Genomic DNA, 17,247 nt, shown 5'->3' with positions numbered 1-17,247 from the left:
CTATACTAAGATTTTATGCCAGTTTTTTCATTCTTATTCATTTGATAGCAAACAGTCGTAAAACCCCTTCTAAACGACTATCTTTGTTTATCAATGAAGTAACACAAATTTTACATAAGAATATAATAGATTACATAGTTTTCTATTTTTAAGCTGGAGGGGATTAAATTGATACACAAAAAGTATCTTAGCTTTCTAATTGTTTTGCTAATGATTACTACCATGATCTTATCAGGATGCAGTGGTAAGACAAAACTTACTAAAATACAAGTAATGGAAGTAACCCATTCCGTATTTTATGCACCCCATTATATCGCAGTTACTGAAGGGTTCTTTGAAGAAGAAGGGTTAAAGGTCGAGATTATAGATGGTAAAGGTGCTGATAAGACCATGGCAGCTCTATTAAGTAATCAAGTGGAAATTGGCTTTATGGGTCCTGAAGCTTCAATCTATGTTTATAATCAAGGTAAAGAGGATTACGCTATTAACTTTGCCCAACTAACTCAACGTGATGGCTCATTTATAGTGGCTAGAGAGCCAAACCCTAATTTTAAATTAGAAGATCTTAGAGGAAAAGAACTACTTGGTGGACGTAAGGGCGGAATGCCTAACATGACATTAGAGTATGTTTTAAAGAAAAATGGCTTAGTACCTGGTAAAGACTTAAATGTACGTACCGACATTCAGTTCGATGTAATGGCTGGTGCCTTTGCTGGTGGAGAAGGGGATTACACAACACTCTTCGAGCCAGTAGCATCTTTGATGGAAAAAGAAGGTAAAGGATTTGTAGTTGCTTCAGTCGGAGAAGAAAGTGGATATATTCCTTATACAGCATACAGTGCCAAAAAGAGCTATATAGAAAAGAATCCTGATATAATACAAAAGTTTAGTAATGCAATATATAAAGGGACGCTATGGGTTGAAAGTCATAGTGCGGAAGAGATAGCAAAGTCGCTACAACCCCACTTTCCAGATGCTGATTTAGATGTATTGGCCAATGTAGCAGACAGATACCGTTCTATAGGCGCTTGGGCTCCAGATCTTATAATGACAGAAGAAGGTCTGAATAGGCTTCAAGATGTCATGACAGAAGCGGGAGAGCTAAACCAGCGAGTGCCATACGATAAAGTTGTTACTACAAAATTTGCAGAAGAGGCAATGAAAAATAAATAGTATTATACTAAAACCCACTAATTTAAACATCAGTGGGTTCTTTATATGAGAATGTGATTATTATATTACTTAAATCTTTAACTTTTATAACGTTAGTTTCTTCTTCATTAAGTACAATCTCACTTTTGGAATAATAGCCATTTGCATCCTTTGTTACTATAATCATGTGTTCTATATCATTATAAATTACCGGAGCGATATTACTTTAAAGAAAATAAATTTTCAATTATCTAATATAATCATTTTTGTTTATCTTTATTTTGAAGTATTTTTGTAAAAATCCAAATGTAAATGTGATATAAAATAACAAATACAAATGCGACTTCAACTCTCCTTAAGCTAGGAAATCGAGCCATAAATATTGAGTATATAAAAAAAGAACATGCAGTTATTAATTTTGAGATGAATTTAGATTTGAATTTAAAGATATTTTTTGAATTATCCCAAACTACTATTTTTTCATATAGATAAGGGAATTTTTTTTGTATAATAGCACTTATTAGAATTAAAAAACCAATTATTATAAATACTTTAATTGTACTCTCATTATAAGTCATATAACTTTTGTCAACTCCCTTCTAATCAAATTTTAATGTAGTTCATACTCGCAATAATATCATATGTAATATATGGATTCAAGTATACCTAAAAGCATAAAATACAGGTGTTGAGTTTCTTATATAAAAAGGCAGAGAAGGCACATCATAAAGATGCGCCTTTTAAATATAATACACTATATACATTAAGTTATTTTATACTTTGACTAATAGCGAATCACTTCTGCAATCCTTTCAGAAGTAGTTTCGGAGTTTACTAAACTTACAGTAGCCCTTGATGTATCTTCCCAAGGCTCTACAGCATAGAATCGGCCATAAGTTGAATCAATTACTTTTATATAAACTCCTGGGTAAGTATCTGAATAATCCATGATTTGATCAATAATACTTTGTTTATACAATGTATATACCCCTGCATAAATACCGGTATAAACACTTGTTAAGCCTAATATTAGCGTAAGTACGCTCTTTACAGATGAATCTCTAAGTCCTCTTGCAAATTCACGAGCTTTTGCTCCTTTTAAGAATGTATGAGCTGTTTCTTGACCATATCTTTGAGCACTTAATTGTGTAATTATAGTTATGCCATCTGAACGACTTGGTATTGAATAAGTTACCATTACATTTCCTCCTTTAGTTTTTTTATTTTTTTAAGACTTTCTCTGTTGGCCAACTTGTTTCGTCTTACACTATATAAAAAGAAATTTAAGTCAAGATAATCAACCACTTTTTAAAATTAATTTTAAAAAAGTGGTGTAGAAGGTTTAACTGGATTAAAATAGGCAATCGCCACAGCGTATACTAAGGCACTAATTCAAAGATGCTTTATCTATCCAGTAAAAATATCATAAAAAAATGAACCCAGCATCATAGAAACTAGGTCCAATACATCAATCAACTTATTATTATGTTCGAAGAACGGATAGTGCCTCATATCTAGAAAAGATGATGCATTACCTCCTAGAGAAACTTAGCGACTAAACCATAACGGGTGATGAACAGCCTATGCTACTTGGGTTAAAGGCATACTATCCGATGATAAAAATCGTTGCCAAAATTATTTACACTCTCTTAATCTTTTAAATTAATATTATGCTTCCATTTGTCTCATAACTTTTAATATTACATGGTCTGTAACGTTCATTCCTTCCTCCGATAATATACCTAGATTTCTAATAGTATCCTCAGCGGTATTTGCTATCATTCCATTTTTATTAGGAACAACTTGATCATTTAAAGCCAATAATGCTGATTGAATTGCTGCCGATGCAGAAGTTGCAAGTTTTAATGCACAACCTACTTTAGCACCATCACAAATCATACCACTTATATTTGCTAGCATATTTTTAACTACAGCATCTATTTGTTGTTCTTTAGCTCCCATTAACCATGCTATAGCCACACTTGCTCCCGTTGCAGCAGCTACTCCACAACCACATAAAGCTGATAATCTACCTATATAGTGCTTAATATAACTATTTAAAATATGACTAATAGCTATAGCTCTAGCTAATTTTTCGTTATCAACAGAGAATTTTTTATGATAAGCTAAAATAGGCAAAATAGCAGTTAAACCATTATTTCCACTTCCGTTGCTACTCATAACTGGCATATTAATACCAGACATCCTAGCATCAGCTCCTGCTGCCGTTAACATCATAGCTCTATTCATTAAATCATCAGCTAAAATTCCTTTTTGTACATTTTCGTAGATTGTTAATCCTACTGACATACCAGACTTTTTACTTAGTCCAGCCATTGCTATTTTCTCATTCATTTCTAAACCTTCTAACATGAAACTAAGCTTTTCATAATCTATCCTTTCAATTTCACTTATAATATCTTTTATATTTAATTCATATAAAGGATTTATTGATTTTATATTTTCATTATTAGTTTGTATTTTATTTAATATTATTTTTTTGTCTGTTTCTAGATAAACAAATTCATTATGTTTGTTCTGTATAATTACGATAGAATATCCTTTTTCAGTATACAATTTTACTTCTATATATATTTTTTCTGTTGTATCTTTAATATTTATAGAAATTCTATCGCTTTCGATCAATTTATTTGCCAATTCTATTTCCTTATCAGTAATCCCTTCTAGTACTTCGAGGCCCTTTTCACTCCGTCCACCCATTGCCCCTAGTGCTGACGCAATGGGTAATCCTACTTCATTAGTATTAGGTATTCCTACAGCTAATCCATTTTTATAAATATTTGGACTAAGCCAAATATCTAAACTTAATATTTCTTGATGATTAACTAACTCCATAGCCTTTGCGCATGCTAAAGCTACAGCTACTGGATCTGTACATCCCATTGCTGGTACTACTTCCTCTTTTAATGTTCTTAATATCAATTCTTCTAATTGCATGCTAATCGACCTCCTCTTAAGTCTATATTTCACTATATAGATTTAAAAAGCAATTACCATGCCAACATAAAATCATTGAAAAATAGCCATCATTTTAATACTTTTTCTCAAAATGATAATAGTTTTATAAAAGCAGTCTCAAAATGATATTTCGTATCATTTTGAGACTGCTTTTGTTTATATTATCTTTATTTCGTATTCTTTTATCTTTCTATATAAGGTCGCCCTACTTATACCCAATGCCTTTGCTGCACAGTTAATAGACTGATTTCTATTTTGAAAATATAGAAGTGCCTTTTCAATTTCTTTTTTTTCTAATTCTTTAATAGGAGTTATGCCTTCAAAACAACTCTTATCTCGCATCCTATTCTTTCTTATTAGCCTATTAGGCAAGTCTTTTTCTTCTATAATATTAGTAGTACACATATTAACAGCATATTCTATAGTATTTTCTAGCTCTCTTACATTTCCTGGCCACTCATAATTCATAAAAATATTAAATACATTTTCATCAACTTGATTAATGTGTTTTCCTAACTTATCATTGCATTTTCCCAATAAATATTCGACCAATATAAATATGTCGTCCAATCTATATCTAAGAGGTGGAATATTAATAGGTATAACATTAATTCTATAAAATAAATCTTGTCTAAATTCTCCGTCTAAAACCTTTTTTTCTAAATCCTTATTAGTTGCCGCGATTATTCTTACATCTATTGGTATAAGTTCCTTGCCCCCTACCTTTTCTATTACATGGTCTTGTAGTACCCTTAAAAGCTTAGTTTGTAAATGTAGGGGCATATCTCCTATCTCATCAAGAAAAATAGTTCCTTTATTGGCCAATTCAAATTTCCCGGCCTTACCTCCTCTTATAGCACCTGTAAATGCTCCTTCCTCATATCCAAAAAGTTCACTTTCCAAAAGTTGTTCTGGAATTGCAGCACAATTTATAGCAATAAATGGCCCATTATTCTGATAACTATGTAGATGTATTGCTCTTGCAAATAACTCTTTTCCAGTTCCGCTCTCGCCCTGAATTAATATAGTAGAAGTTGATCTTGCAGCTCTTTCTGCCTTAATCTTTACATTTTTAAATGAGATACTATTCCCTATAATATCCTCAAAGTTAGTCATAATATTTCCAGTAGTAATGTCGTTTACAATGTTTAATACTTCAGAAAGATTACTAAAGGTAAACAAGAAACCAAAAGTTTTATTTTCTAGGCTAATAATATTAGCATCAAAAACACCTCTAAACCGATGCTTAGCTCTATTATATATAAATTCAATATTCTTTACTCCTGCACATTCATTTACCAGTAATGTAAAATCAAAATCTCCAATAAAATCACGAATATTCATTTTATCAGCAATATTTTCATCAATTTTAAATAATTCAATTGCCTTTTTATTATAACGCAGTACCTGACCAATATTGTCAACAGCAATAATTCCTTTATCTACAGAATTTAGTACAATTTCTAGCTCCCTTGCTAAAAGCTTAATTTTATCCGTATTTTCTTGTTCTAAAAGCTTAGATGAAATCAATTCTGCCATCTTGTTTAAAAACTTAATTAGATTTTTCTGATTGCTAACAATAGCACTTCTTTGATCTTCCTCAAATGCAATTAATCCAATAACACCAACTATATGATTTTCTATCTTAATAGGACAACAAACCTCTGCATATTCATTGCAGTCTCCTATATTATCGCACTTTAAACACGCACTATGCTCTCCTGGATTTTCTATAATAAAACTTTCTCCTTGTCTTAGTGCAAATCCAAAAACAGAGTTATTACTTACTGTCTCCCCAATTCTCCACTTATAGCACCCTGTACCAGCAATCCTATTTAGCTTATTGTCAACAACCGTTACATCTACTTTTATAACACTAGATATTGCTTCTGAAATATTTTGAACACTGGATACAATTTTTCTTAAATCCATTTTCAATCATCCTCTTTAATACATTAATCTGATATCTAATAATCCTAAGACCCAATGTTAACTGAGCCATTGTTTATATTGAATAAGATATAGGGATCCCTATATCTTATCCATATCAGTTATATTTTCTTCAGCAGTTTTATGTTTCTCCATTAACACTCCTGCCACTAATGCAGTTAATGGGATACATAAAATAAGTCCTATACTACCTGCAAATGCACGTATAATTTCTGTAGCTATAATATCTAGATTAATAATTTTAGTAAAGTCTTCTCCATAAGCAGTAAATAGTAGCAATAAAGGGATAGAACTTCCTGTATAAGCTAATATAAGAGTATTAGCCATAGTACCCATAATATCCTTACCTACATTCATACCAGACATTATTAAAGTCTTTGTTGACATAGTAGGATCTGCATTTTTAATCTCCTCCATAGATGAGGAAATTGACATACCTACATCCATCACTGCCCCTAAAGCACCCATAATAATACCAGCAAATAATAGTCCTTTAAAATCAAACTTTATTCCTTGTGGTATATACATTAACATTACTGCTTCTTCACTAGATAATCCTGTCAGCTTAACTTTGGAACCTATAACATAAGCAATTAAACCTGCTACAAAAACTCCACCTAGCACTCCAATAATTGCCGCATAGCTTTTCCTATTTATACCACCAACAGTTAAAATTGTTACAACTGTAATAATAAAGGCTATACCAATTGTTAATAATATAGGATTATAGCCTGCTAGTAATCCTGGTAATAATCCCTTTAATACTAATAAAATAGTTAGTATTAGAGTAATTATTGTTTTTAAACCTTTTACTCTACCAATAATTAATATTAGAGCAACAAATATTGCGGCGACAATGTAAACATATGTATCCCTTAAGTGTTCAGAAATATATACCTCTACACTACCATCCTCTATCTTTTCAACTGTAACTAATACCTTATCTCCTGGTTCTACATCAATGTCATATCCATAACTTCCAGTTAAATTATGAGGTATTTCAAATTGTTCTCCTTTATATTCACCATTTAATATTTCAACTTTTACCATCATAAGCTTTGTAAAAATTGGATTATCAGGATCATTTTCTAATTGTTCAACATTTAAAATCTTTGCCTTTACCAATTCTGACTGAACCTGCTCTGTAGTTCCTATTTCGCCCTCTGCATAACTAAAGGTACTAGGACTTATAATTATCAATAACGCGACCAATATTAAAATAAATTTTTTCAATATATCGTCCCCTCCTTTATATTTATATGAATAATTATACTATAAACTAATAGTCCTTAAATTTCAATGCTTTGAAAAAACAAAAAAGTTATTTTTGTAATATGGATTTACTTATTTTACTTTTTTGGGTAACTTAACTATAACTTTAGTTCCTCTATCCTTCTCACTTTCCACTTCAATTCTACCACCATGTTCCTCTATTAACGATTTAGTAATAGTAAGACCTATGCCCATACCTCCGGTTTTTCTATTTCTAGAAATATCACTTCTATATAATCTTTCAAATAAATAAGGTATATCCTTTTTATCTACGCCAATACCATTATCATTAACTGTAATAACTACCTCATTTCCATTATCCTCTAATTTAACCTCTACTCTACCACCTGTATTAGTAAATTTTAATGCATTTGAGAGTAGATTAATTATCACTTGTCTAATTTTATCCCGATCTCCTACTAAAAAAACATCCTCCATTATATTACTATTTAAAGTAATTTCCTTTTCTATAAATTGTGACTTAAAACCTTCAACAACTTCTATTATTTCTCTAGACAAATTATAACTTTTATTTTCTAATATAATTTTACGATTATCTATATCAGTTAAATATTTAAGTTCTTCAACAAGTTTAATTAGGCGTACAACCTCATTTTTACAAACATTTAACCTTTCTTCAGTAGGTTCCCACACGCCATCAATTATAGCTTCAATATGGCTTTGTAGTACGGTTAGAGGTGTTCTTAATTCATGTGAAATATCAGAAGTCAATCTTTTTCTTAATAATTCTTGCTCACCTAGGGACTTTGAAAGATGATTTATAGATTTAGACAGTTCTCTTAACTCAATAATATTGTTATTCTCATCCACCTTAGTATCCAATTTCCCATCACGTATATCGTTGGCCACCTTAGTTATTTTTAGAATAGGCTTTGAAAAAACTTTTGATGAATAAAGCCCTAAAATAATAGAAGCTAAAATTGAAATAAGTGCTGCATAAAATATAGATCTGTTGATTCCTTCTGTAAAGATAACATCACTTTCAGATACATAAAAAGGGCCTACATAGCCAATATCAACAGTTCCTATCTTATTATTATCCACATTTAATGTATAACTTGTCTTAACATAATCCTCATTTTTCGCTAATTCATCCATACTATTAGAATAATTTTTCCTCATCATCCCATGTCCCATTCTTTGCATCATTCGATTATGATGACTTACCATTGTATCATCTAAAACATCTTCAAAAATAATACTATCTTTACTATCCTTAATTACGATATCAAAGTCACTAGTTAAGGGAGATAAGCTAATATATTGTAGAACCTTATTTGACCAATAACCATCTGTAATATATGCTTCATAGATCATATCAACTACTGCATCTATTTTTTTATCCTGTTTCGTAGCCATGTATATATCGAACTGGTTAAATAGTGTAACGTTAGTAATAATACTCACCAATGCAATAGCAAATATTGCGCCACCCATAATAAGCAAAATAAGTCTAGACTTAAGTTTATTAAACATTCCTATTCCTCCACAAATTTGTATCCTACACCATAAACAGTAACAATATATTTAATATCTTTGTCCTCAATTTTTTGTCTTATGTTTTTGATATGGGTATCTATTGTTCTATCATAGCCTTCATAATCATATCCAAGCACTTTCTCAATTAATGCATCTCTCGAGAAAACCATACCTATATTTTGAGCCAATAAACTTAAAAGTCTAAGTTCTGTAGCTGTTAAGTCTACCAGCTTACCTTGTTTTTTTACTTCCATATTTTTAAAATTAATTGTTAGATCTCCACTATTAAGTTCTAGTATTTCAGTAGCTATTCTATTTCCAGCTGTTCTTCTTAAAATTGCCCTAACCCTAGCTACTAATTCCTTCGGACTAAATGGCTTAGGCATATAATCATCTGCCCCGATGTCTAATCCATATATCCTATCGCCTTCACCGACCTTAGCTGTTAGCATCAAGATAGGTACATTTGATTTTATTCTTATTTTCTTACACACTTCTTCTCCCGACAAATCAGGTAGCATTAGGTCTAATATAATAAAGTCAATTTCTTTCTCATCAAATATATTTAAAGCTTCTTGACCTTTATATGAAATTAATACAGTATAGCCTTCTTTCTCTAAATAGGCCTTTACAACGTTAACTATATTCTCCTCATCATCCACTACAAGAACAGTTTTAGTACTATTAATCATTTTATCATCTCCGTTCTAATTTATTATACTACAAAATACCTCTATTCATTTCTGAATAGAGGTATTTTGTTATTTATTTAGTAAGCTTCATCGCTTTTCATTATTGTTTTTCTTATTAAATCTACCGGTATAATCATTACTGAGAATAACAATACAATCAGCCATTCATTTAATGCAAGAGGAGTAGTTCTTAAAACTACACCGCCTATATATGTCATAACTACTTGAATAATTACAATAAGCCCCATAACCTTTAGGAAATCTTTATTTTGACCAATATGCTCGAATATATTCATGTTTGATGTTCTAGCATTAAAGCTGTTAAATACTGCAGTTAAAATAAAGAAGCTGAAAAACGCAGTCATATGGTGTAGTCCTTGACTTCCACCTATAAACATGTCACCAACAGTCTTAGAAGTCAGGAAGAATATGCTAACTAATGCTGTAAAAATTCCCCCTACACCTATTGAAGACCACATATATTTTGAAAGAATATTCTCGTCTCTTCTTTTTGGCTTTTCATTCATATATCGCTTAAGGGCTGGCTCTCCACCAAAAGCAAGAGCAGCTAACGTATCCATAACTAAATTAACCCAAAGCATTTGTGTAATAGTCAGAGCTTCATGAATACCAATAAATGGTCCTATAAAACTTATAAATACCGCTGAAACATTTATTGTTAATTGGAAAATAATAAACTTTCTAATACTCTTAAAAATTGTTCTTCCATACAACACTGCTCTAGCGATAGATTGGAAGTTATCATCTAAAATAACAATATCTCCGGCTTCTTTTGCTACCTCTGTTCCAGAACCCATAGCAAACCCAACATCAGCTTGTTTTAAAGCAGGAGAGTCATTAACTCCATCTCCTGTCATACCAACTACAAGGTTAAGCTCTTGTGAAATCCTTACAAGTCTAGATTTATCAGTAGGCAATGCTCTTGCTATAACCCGAATATTTGGAAGCATTTTCTTTAAATCTTCATCTGATATTTTTTGTAGTTCATCAGAAGTTAATACTATCTGACTTTCATCCGTTAATAGACCCGAATCTCTTGCAATAGATACTGCAGTTTCTTTTCTATCGCCAGTAATCATAACAACCTGTATTCCCGCTTGTTGCACTTCACGGATAGCCTTAGTAGCCTCTGGTCTTACATCATCTCTTATACCTAGAATACCTACAAGAGTAAGATTATCAAATTCTCCATCTTCATCTAATGCTTCCTCAGAAGTTGCTATAGCTAGTATTCTAATTGCCCTTGATGCCATTTCATTCATTTGATTTTCAATTTCTTCATAATTTTTGAAAGCCTGCTTGTCCCCATTTTCATCATAATAAAATTTACACTTTGAAATAATTTTTTCTGGTGCGCCTTTTATTAGAGTTAAGTTGTAATCGCCATCAACTTGACTAGCTGAATACTTTTTATCAGAGCTAAAAGGCATAGTTTTTACTTTTTTTACATTATAAAGATCTTGTTTCTTGCTATGATTTATAAATCCAAGAACAGCTCTCTCGGTAGCATTACCTCCAATTATTTGATATGTGCCATTATCCTTCTCTGGCTCACTAATGAGAGCATTTGTATTTTCAGTTAATGATAAATGTAGTATTTTTTTTAAGTTACTTTGAATAGAGTCATAATTATTATGCTTTTGAATATCTCCAGTTATAAATTCTACTACCTCAAGCTGGCCTTTAGTAATTGTACCAGTTTTATCTGAAAACAATATATTTAGACCTCCAGCAGTCTCTATACCAACTAGCTTTCTAACAAGAACGTTATCCCTAAGCATCTTTCTCATGTTTAATGAAAGCACCATGGCTATCATCATAGGTAATCCTTCTGGAACAGCAACAACTATAATAATTACACCAAGAATAATAGCAGTTACTAAATCATTAACAGGATTAGACCAATTACTAAAATATGTGGCGATTTTTGCCATATCAAAGTTATTGTCAATTACTGATCTTTGAAAAAAGTAGGCAATAGTTATTAATCCACCGCCGATATATCCAAACATCGAAATTTGTTCTGCTAATTTTTCAAGTTTGATTTTAAGTGGAGATTCTCTGTCTTCGGTCTGCATCTCTTGAGCCAGTTTTCCGTATTGTGTATTATCACCTACAGTTATAACCTCCATAACACCTTCCCCACTTACTACAACAGTTCCCCTAAATAGTTTATACTCGTTGAAGAAGTTTTTTTTCTTTTCTTCTTCTGTCTCAATATAGTCCTTAGGCATAACAAATTTCTTAGCTTCTTTAGACTCACCATTTAAAGTTGCCTGGTCTACTCTTAATTCCCCATCAATCAGTTTTCCATCTGCTGGAATTAAATCTCCTGACTGTAGAACAACTAAATCCTCTACAACAATATCATCTATTAATACTTCCTCTATTTTACTATCTCTAAACACCTTAACCTTAATTTTAGATGCATCTTCCTGTAATTTCTGAAAGGCATTTTCATTACTATGCTCTGACCAAGTACCTACAAGTGTTGCAAGTAAAACTGCAACTGCAATACCTGCTGATTCATACCAATGAGCTTTACCCATAAATACAAATATAACATTGATGACTAAGGCAAAAATTAATATTTTTATAATTGGATCATTAAAATTCCCAATAAACTTTTGCCAAAAAGTCTCAGTTTCCAATTGTGTTAGAGAGTTAGACCCATTCTTTTGTCTTGATAGCTCTACCTCATTTTGACTTAAGCCTTTAAAATGATTGTTCACTATTATCTTCCTCTTCCTTTGTGATTTTTATTGTTTCCAATTTAACATACTTAGTATAGAAATTGGAAAATATATGTATGTCCCTTATAATCATAATTATATTACAAATCTTATATTTTTCATAGTATTAAATATATTTTTTTAAATAATTAATAAATCTTTTTAATTTTATTAATATATATAGAAGTTATATTAATATTTTTAATATAACTTCTATATGTCTTTATCTTCCTTTGCCACTGACTTATATTATCTTCTTTACCATCTTGATTATACTTTATACCTATAAATTCTAATATTCCTTTAGAAATTCCTAATGGAGTTTTATATATGAAATTTTGATCACTTAGTAACCTATCCTCATCTATATTACTAATAAATATAAATTATAAACTCCTAGTTTTTTTGCTAGGAGTTTATAATTCCAATTAATATGTAGCTATACAATAATCTACTTTTCTTCTCTCTTTATAAACAGTGCTTTTCCTATCTCATTAACTAAAATTATTGATAGCGAAATTCCTATAACAATAATCCAATCCATAAAAGTTAAAGGTGTAGTACTAAATATATTATTAAAGATTGGTATTTGTACTATAGCCGATTGAAGAACTATTCCAAGCACTATTGAATATATTAAAAACTTATTTCTAGATATACCTGTTTTAAAAATAGACTGTTTTAAATTTCTATTATTCATTGAGTGGAATAACTGAGATATACTTAGTACTAAAAATGCCATAGTCTGCCCATGAGTCAAGCTTCCATCCTTTAGTCCATATCTAAATGCTATCAATGTAATTATACCTATAAAGAGCCCATTTAGAAGTAAATATATAAGCCCACCTTCCGAAAAAATACTTTCATCTTGACTCCGTGGTTTTTCTGTCATTACATCGGCAGTACCAGGATCTACTCCTAAGGATAAGGCGGGGAACGTATCAGTAACTAAGTTTACCCATAAAATATGAATTGGTTTTAATGGAATAGACCAGTTTAGTATTACGGCTACAAACAGCGCAAAAAGCTCTCCTAAGTTACAGGATAGTAAAAATAAAATAGCTTTTTTAATGTTATTATATATGTTCCTGCCTTCTTCTACTGCTTTAACAATAGTAGCAAAATTGTCATCAGTCAAAATCATATCAGCGGCTTCTTTAGATACATCACTGCCCGTAATTCCCATGGCAACTCCAATATTAGCTGCTTTTAATGATGGTGCATCATTTACTCCATCACCAGTCATAGAAACAACATAGCCTTTAGATTGTAGAGCTTTTACTATCATTACCTTATGCTCAGGCTGTACCCTTGCAAATACTCTATACTGATCTATAATTTCATTTAATTTTTCTTGCTGCATATTGGCCAGTGTTTTACCTTCCATTACTTGATCTATATTTTGGCTAATGCCTACTTCATTAGCTATGGCAAAAGCTGTATCCTTATGATCTCCAGTTATCATTACAGTCCTAATCCCTGCACTGTAACATTTTTCAACAGCTTCCTTTACTTCCTCCCTAGCAGGATCTATCATACCGACTAATCCAATAAACGTTAAATCGCTTTCATATTCTTCTCCATCTTTTTCTTTATAAGCTAAGGCTAATACTCTTAAAGCTTCCTTTGACATATTAGCAGCATTATTATGTATTTCATCTAGATAATTTTCAATAGGTTGTTTATTATCCTCTAATAATATATGAGTAGTCTTTTTAAGTAATAAGTCTAATGCACCCTTAGTAAATACTATATCCTTTCCATTATACTTATTTACAGTAGTCATCATCTTCCTATCAGAATCAAATGGTATTTCATCTATACGTGGAAAATTTTTATCTATACTGCTCTTCTTTAAAGAAAGAACACTTCCCATATCCAAAAGTGCTATTTCAGTTGGATCCCCAACAAGGTTACCTTCATTACCAGCATCATTACATAGCATAAAACCATCTACCAATAATCTATCCTTTTCTGTTAACTCCTCAACTGACTTTAAATTATTATTATAATATACTTTAGTTACTGTCATTTTGTTTTGAGTAATAGTTCCAGTTTTATCTGAACATATAACATTAACAGAACCTAAGGTCTCTACTGCCGGCAACTTTTTTACTATAGCATTGTGCTTTATCATTTTTTGTACACCTAATGCTAACACAACAGTAATTACTGCTGGAAGTCCTTCTGGAATAATAGCAACTGCAAGAGATATCGATACTAGAAGCATTTCCATTAAATTCTTACCTTGTACAATAGCGATACCAAATATTAAAATACAAATTAAAAGTGCTCCTATTCCTAAGTATTTACTTAATTTTTCTAATCTCTTTTGCAATGGAGTTTTAATTTGTTCTGCCTTATCTATCATAGCTGCAATTTTTCCAATTTCAGTATTCATGCCTATTGATGTAACAACACCAATCCCCCTGCCATAGGTGGCATAACTAGACATGAAGGCCATATTTTTCAAATCTCCTAATGCCGTATTTTCTTCACTAACAATGCCATCTATTTTTTCTACTGGAACTGATTCTCCAGTTAAAATAGATTCATCTATCTTTAAATTTGCTACTTCCACAAGCCTTAAATCTGCTGGTATATAACGCCCTGCTTCAATATGTACAATATCTCCAGCTACTAATTCCTCCACAGGGACTTCTTCTAAAACCCCATTTCGTTTTACTAAAGTTTTTGGTGTGGAAAGCTTTTTTAAAGCATCTAAGGATTTTTGCGCTCTATCTTCTTGTACGAGCCCAACCACTGCATTTAATACTATTACTATCATAATTATAACTGCATCACTTATCTCTTTCATAATAGCCGAAACGGCTGAAGCTACAATTAATATATATACCATAGGTTCATTTAATTGATCTAAAATTTTCATAAATAAAGATCTAGGTTTATCAGCTGTTAGCTCATTTCTACCGTTCTTTGCCCTTTCAACTACCTGGCCTTTTACAAGTCCATTTTCTAAGTTTGTATCTAATTCCTTTAATATCACATCTTTTTCTTTATTGTACATATGATTACCACCTCTTACTTTTTATAAATTATATTACTTATATTTTAATATCTCCATAATTTATATTCATAGCATTATTATTTTAATTTATCTCTTATATTATTAGTTTAGTTTATCTATTATGCTGTTATTTTAGTTAGGTAACAAAATAAACCACCTATATATTATTAGATAATCCCTTTCATAATTTCTTCAAAAATTTAAAAATGAACCTAGTAGCGAAAACTACTAGGTTCATAACTAGAATGTATTTATTCCTATTATTTAATATCTTGCAATGCTTTTTTAAATAATATGGGTTGAATTTATAGATATGTATATGTTTTATTAGTTTATTCTAATTCCAAATCGAGCATCCAATATTTATCTACTTGTATTATGTCTTTCTCCTTCAATTTTAGAGCTTCTTTAAATATAGGTCCATCTATTACTACAGTATGAAATTCACCATTTTCCCCACAAGCATCTATGCCTAATTCCTCAAACTCAGTTATTAGAGTTTTGTCGAATAATCTTCCTAAATATTCTTTAGAAAGCTTTTCACCATTTACAGTGTTAATAATAGATTTAAAGCCTCTATCAACAAACTCTTCAATAATCGCTTTACGCTGCTCTCCCCAAAGAGGATGAAAAACTTCTATATCTGTATCTTTAAATGTTTCTAGTAGCCACTCCCTATGAGCTAATATGTCTATGTCACCAAATATGCCCATATTTATTCCCTTACTCTCTAGTATATTCATTTTTTCTTTAAATGCCTTCTCATAGCCTCCCCATGTTGCCATTCCATGGATAAAATCTATATCCAAAAGCTCTGCATACTTTTTTATTATTTCTGGTTTTAATCCATGTCCCCTAGATCTTGAGCCATCCTCATTAAGCATAGTAAATAAATATTCTACTTTAATTCCTTTTTCTAATGCTCTGTAAAGAGCAAGACAAGAATCTTTCCCACCACTCCAAGAACAAAAAGCTCTATATTCATTGTTCATACAATCACTCCCAGTCTAATCAATTTTCCCTAACTAATAATAGTATATATTATTTTTTTGTGTTTTTCATCCGTTAACATCTTTACCCCGGTGTATAGTATAAATACATTTTCAAAACCTAATAACAAGCATAAGAAATAAGACTCAATATAGAGTCTTATTCCTTACATTTAATAAATTACTTTTCTTTTTCCATTTCGATAATAAGCAAGTGTGAATTTTCATTAGCTGTTATCAAGATGTCTTCTTCAGTAATCTCCATAGCATCTCTAGCATTTAATATATTATCTTTTATTTGTGAAGATCCTTCTATTTGTACTAAATATGCTTGCCTACCTTTTTGAACTGAAAAATCTATTTTATTTTTCTCATCTAACTCTAAAACATAAAAATTTACATCTTGATTTATTTTTATTGGAGCATCTCCATCTTTACTAGAAACTATATGCAACCACCTGTTTTTTCTCATTTCCCATTCAAATTCATAATCTCCATAGCTTGGGGTGTGTCCCTTTTCATCTGGAATAATCCATATCTGTAAAAGCCTTGTAGTTTCATGGCCAAAATTATGTTCACTATGATACACTCCTGTTCCAGCACTCATATACTGAACATGTCCGCGAGTAATGGTGCCTTTATTACCCATACTATCTCCATGGGTTAATTCACCATTTATAACATAGGAAATAATCTCCATATCCCTATGAGGATGTGTATCAAACCCTTTATCTGGTTCAATTAAATCATCATTTATAACTCTCAGTACTCCAAAATTTATATTTTTTGAGTTATAGTACTCTGCAAAAGAAAAATGGAATATACTTTTAAGCCAGCCTAGGTCACTTCTCCCCATGTTACTATTTTCTAGTTTTCTTAACATAATATCACCTCACTTACTTTATTTTGTATAAATCTAATACCCTTTTTTC

The 17,247-nt window shown here is 31.0% G+C and carries 11 protein-coding genes; 1 reads left to right on the top strand and 10 read right to left on the bottom strand.

Annotation, left to right across the window (positions count from 1 at the left end; all coding sequences use genetic code 11):
* Nucleotides 1-168 precede the first annotated feature (168 nt).
* A complete protein-coding gene (locus HYG84_RS09935) occupies nt 169-1,173 on the top strand; it encodes an ABC transporter substrate-binding protein (protein ID WP_330655427.1) in 1,005 nt (334 codons plus the stop codon).
* A gap of 763 nt (nt 1,174-1,936) precedes the next feature.
* Here the strand turns inward: HYG84_RS09935 and HYG84_RS09930 are convergent.
* The 10 genes from HYG84_RS09930 to HYG84_RS09885 form a co-directional block, all read right to left on the bottom strand.
* A complete protein-coding gene (locus HYG84_RS09930; protein WP_212376508.1) occupies nt 1,937-2,350 on the bottom strand; it encodes a hypothetical protein in 414 nt (137 codons plus the stop codon).
* Nucleotides 2,351-2,820: 470 nt separating this feature from the next.
* Entirely contained in the window at nt 2,821-4,110 is a 1,290-nt protein-coding gene (locus tag HYG84_RS09925) for an L-cysteine desulfidase family protein (protein WP_212376506.1), read from the bottom strand.
* Between the two features lie 177 nt (nt 4,111-4,287).
* Nucleotides 4,288-6,063 (bottom strand): sigma-54-dependent Fis family transcriptional regulator, encoded by a 1,776-nt coding sequence (locus tag HYG84_RS09920; protein WP_212376503.1) that lies wholly within the window; start codon nt 6,061-6,063, stop codon nt 4,288-4,290.
* 99 nt (nt 6,064-6,162) lie between these two features.
* Nucleotides 6,163-7,314, bottom strand: coding sequence for a YibE/F family protein (locus tag HYG84_RS09915; protein WP_212376500.1), 1,152 nt, complete (start codon nt 7,312-7,314; stop codon nt 6,163-6,165).
* 111 nt (nt 7,315-7,425) lie between these two features.
* A complete protein-coding gene (locus HYG84_RS09910; RefSeq protein ID WP_212376495.1) occupies nt 7,426-8,850 on the bottom strand; it encodes a sensor histidine kinase in 1,425 nt (474 codons plus the stop codon).
* Nucleotides 8,851-8,852: 2 nt separating this feature from the next.
* On the bottom strand, nt 8,853-9,545 hold the full coding sequence (locus tag HYG84_RS09905) for a response regulator transcription factor (RefSeq protein WP_212376494.1): 693 nt from the start codon (nt 9,543-9,545) through the stop codon (nt 8,853-8,855).
* A gap of 77 nt (nt 9,546-9,622) precedes the next feature.
* Nucleotides 9,623-12,298 (bottom strand): calcium-translocating P-type ATPase, PMCA-type, encoded by a 2,676-nt coding sequence (locus tag HYG84_RS09900; protein WP_212376492.1) that lies wholly within the window; start codon nt 12,296-12,298, stop codon nt 9,623-9,625.
* Nucleotides 12,299-12,749: 451 nt separating this feature from the next.
* Nucleotides 12,750-15,326: a calcium-translocating P-type ATPase, PMCA-type gene (locus tag HYG84_RS09895; RefSeq protein WP_212376489.1), complete on the bottom strand. Its 2,577-nt coding sequence runs from the start codon at nt 15,324-15,326 to the stop codon at nt 12,750-12,752.
* A gap of 332 nt (nt 15,327-15,658) precedes the next feature.
* On the bottom strand, nt 15,659-16,318 hold the full coding sequence (locus tag HYG84_RS09890) for a diphthine--ammonia ligase (protein WP_212376487.1): 660 nt from the start codon (nt 16,316-16,318) through the stop codon (nt 15,659-15,661).
* Nucleotides 16,319-16,496: 178 nt separating this feature from the next.
* Nucleotides 16,497-17,198, bottom strand: coding sequence for a pirin family protein (locus HYG84_RS09885; protein ID WP_212376485.1), 702 nt, complete (start codon nt 17,196-17,198; stop codon nt 16,497-16,499).
* Between the last annotated feature and the right edge of the window lie 49 nt (nt 17,199-17,247).

Origin of the sequence: Alkaliphilus sp. B6464 (assembly GCF_018141165.1) — a bacterium.
GTDB lineage: Bacteria > Bacillota > Clostridia > Peptostreptococcales > Natronincolaceae > Alkaliphilus_B.
The sequence above is the reverse complement of the archived record's forward strand: the minus strand, read 5'-3'. Positions and strand labels throughout refer to the sequence as shown.